The following is a 3,163-nucleotide window of genomic DNA, read 5'->3' on the forward strand; positions in this document are numbered from 1 at the left end:
GTTCGGCGGGCAGCGGTTCGGTGCGAAACACATCGAGCGTGGCATGGCCGATCTGACCGCTGTCGAGGGCTGCAAGAAGTGCTGCATCGTCGATCACGTTGCCGCGGCCGGGGTTTATCAGCCGCGCGCCACGCGGCAGTTGCGCCAGTGTCGCGGCGTTCAGTAGGTTTTCGGTGTCGGGTGTATTGGGCAGCAGCGTGACGAGGATTTCACCACCCGCCAGCGCCGATGCGAGCGCCTCTTGCCCCGCGACGCAGTTGACGCCGGAGAGCGCGCGGGGTGAGCGGCTCCAGCCCGTGACGCGGAAGTTCAGGGTGGCAAGGGCCGAAGCGCAGGCGCTGCCAAGTTCACCAAGGCCAAGAATGGTCACACCGCGTTCGCGCGCCAGTGGCGGTGTGACCGCGCCGCGCCAGATGCCGTCTTGGCCGAGGATATGCGCATCCATCCCGAGGTGATAGCGCAGCACGTGGCCGGTGACCCATTCCACCATGCCCTCGGTCAGCGCAGGGTCCACCATCCGCGCCAAGGGCTGGGTCAGCGTCGGGTTCGAGACGATCCGCTCGACCCCCGCCCAGAGGCTGAGCACCGCGCGCACGTTGCAGTAGGGAGAAAAATCGGTCAGCGGGCCGCTGGGCGCATAGATGATGTAATCGACCGTTTCTGGGGCAGTGTCGGGGGTGGCCATGCGCACCGCAAGCCCGGCTTGCGAGAATGCCGCAGCGAGGTGGGATTCGTATTTGGGCCAGAGCGTGGCAGGGGCGGCGAAGAGAACGGTCAGCATGGGTGGGTTACCTCGGGCGGTGGACATGGGCGCTTTGCACCAGCCCGAAGGCCATGAGCAAGATCAGCATTGCAGTGCCGCCGTAACTGACCAGCGGCAAGGGCACGCCGACCACCGGCATGAGCCCCATCACCATGCCCATGTTGACCCCGAAATACAGAAAGAACGTGGCGCTTACGCCGAGGGTCAGCAGTGCTGCATACCGGTCCTTGTTGGAAAGCGCCGAGTGGATGCAGAACGCGAGGATCAGCGTATAAAGCGCCAGCAGAGAAATGCCGCCGATGAAGCCGAACTCTTCAGCAAGCGTGGTGAAGATGAAGTCCGTGTGCTTTTCGGGCAGAAAGTTCAGCCGCGACTGCGTGCCTTGCATGAAACCGCGCCCCGCCCAGCCGCCAGAGCCGAGCGCGATCTGGGCCTGTGTGATGTTATAGCCTGCGCCGAGCGGGTCGCTGGCGGGGTCAAGGAACACGTCGATCCGGCGATACTGGTAATCGCGCAAAAGCTGCCAAGAGGTGCCGCGGCTGACCCACACGGCCCAGATCGCCGTTATGCCGAGCGCCAGCACCGTGCCAAAATACCAAAAGCTGACGCCCGCGGCGAACATCACGATGCCGCCACCCATCACCAGCATCAGGCTGGTGCCAAGGTCGGGCTGCGAGAGCACCAGCGCGGTGGGCACGAGGATTAGCAGCGCGGGCACGATGACCCAGAAAAGGCGCGAGGTGCGTTCAAGATCTAGCCAGTCGTAATAGGCGGCCAGTGCCATGACCAAGGCGATCTTCATGACTTCCGAAGGTTGCAGCCGCAGGGGGCCGAGTTCAAGCCAGCGCTGCGCGCCCATGCCGACATCGCCGAAAAACTCGACCGCAACCAAAAGGATCAGCGCAAAGACATAGGCCAGCGCCGAAAGGTTGCGCCAGAACCAGATCGGCACCATTGCGATGATCAGCATCGCCACCATACCGGCGGCGAAGCGCTTCATCTGCGGTTCGGCCCAAACCTCTACCCGGCCACCGGCGACCGAATAGAGCATGAGAAAGCCGACGCAGGAAACCGCAGCCAGCAGCACGATCAGCGGCCAGTTCAGATAGAGCAGTTTGCGGATGCCGGTGGGGGGCGATTTCAGCCCATAGTCAAGATGGCTCATGCGCGTTCGCTCGCCGAAGGGGGGGCTGCGTCGGGGTCTACCAGATCCATGGCGTCGTGCTGGCTTTGAATCCGCGTGCGCTGGTTTTCGGGGTAATCCGAAAGCGGTGGCAAGCCGCCGTGCAGCGCAAACAGCAGCATGTCGCGTGCTTGTGGCGCGGCCACAGCCGAGCCGCCGCCGCCATGTTCAACAACCACGGCGGCTGCGTATTTTGGCGCATCTGCGGGCGCATAGGCGACAAAAAGCGCGTGGTCGCGTTTTTCCCAAGGCAGATCCTCGTTGGCAGAGACGCCGCTTTCGCGTTCGGCGGCAGAGATGTTGCGCACTTGGCTGGTGCCGGTTTTGCCCGCCATGCGCAGGCTGGCGGTCACGATCCGCGAGGCAAGTGCCGTGCCTTTGGGCGCATTGACCACTGCTTCCATCCCGGCGCGGACGGCTGCCAGAAACTCTGGCGCGATGGCGAGTTCGGGGGCGTCAACTGCTGGCACCTCGACCCCGTTTTGCGATCGGATCAGGCGCGGAAGCACCGCGCGCCCCGAAGCGATCCGTGCAGCCATTACCGCAAGCTGCAAGGGCGAGGTCAGCACGTAGCCCTGCCCGATGGCGGCGTTCAGCGTATCGCCCACCACCCAGTCGCGGCCATAGCGGCGCTTTTTCCACTCGGTGGTCGGTGCCAGCCCTTCGGCCACGGCCGAGACCGGCAGATCGTGGCGCAGCCCGATGCCAAGGCGGCGCGCCATATCGGAAATGCGGTCGATGCCGACGCGTTGCGAGACCTCGTAATAAAACACGTCGCAAGATTGCTCGAGGCTTTGTTGCAGGGTCATGTTGCCATGCCCGGCAGGGCGCCAGCAGTGAAACTTGCGCCCGCCAACTTCGGTAAAGCCGTTGCAGCGCACGGTCTCTTTGGGCCCGATCACGCCCGCTTCCATGGCGGCCAGCGCCACGACCATCTTGTAGGTCGAGCCGGGCGGATAGAGGCCCTGCACGCTTTTGTCCGCAAGGGGGCGATGGTCGTTTTCGTTTAGCGCACGATAGGCCGTGGTCGAGATGCCGCGCACGAACAGGTTGGGGTCGAAGGACGGTGCCGAGGCCATGGCGAGGATATCGCCATTGGTCACATCCATGACCACAGCCGAGGCGCTTTCGGTGCCCAGCCGTGTTTGCACGTAGTTCTGCAACCGATAGTCCAGAGTCAGTTGCAGCGTATCGCCCGGCACGCCTTCCTGACGCGA

The 3,163-nt window shown here is 64.0% G+C and carries 3 protein-coding genes; all 3 read right to left on the bottom strand.

The window, feature by feature from the left end:
- On the bottom strand, window positions 1-781 hold a 781-nt coding region (locus ABY403_RS15010), incomplete at its 3' end, for an NAD(P)-dependent oxidoreductase (RefSeq protein WP_372841629.1).
- Between the two features lie 7 nt (window positions 782-788).
- The gene (gene rodA, locus ABY403_RS15015; RefSeq protein ID WP_372841630.1) at window positions 789-1,928 is read right to left on the bottom strand and encodes a rod shape-determining protein RodA; all 1,140 of its coding nucleotides are present in this window, start codon (window positions 1,926-1,928) and stop codon (window positions 789-791) included.
- The coding region (mrdA, locus tag ABY403_RS15020; protein ID WP_372841631.1) for a penicillin-binding protein 2 at window positions 1,925-3,163 on the bottom strand (1,239 nt) is incomplete at its 5' end. The genes rodA and mrdA, both read right to left, overlap by 4 nt.

It is taken from the genome of Phaeovulum sp., assembly GCF_041596715.1.
GTDB lineage: Bacteria > Pseudomonadota > Alphaproteobacteria > Rhodobacterales > Rhodobacteraceae > UBA6213.

Excerpts from the sequence above, each read along its gene's own strand:
- rodA (WP_372841630.1), bottom strand. The coding sequence starts at position 1,928 with ATGAGCCATCTTGACTATGGGCTGAAATCGCCCCCCACCGGCATCCGC.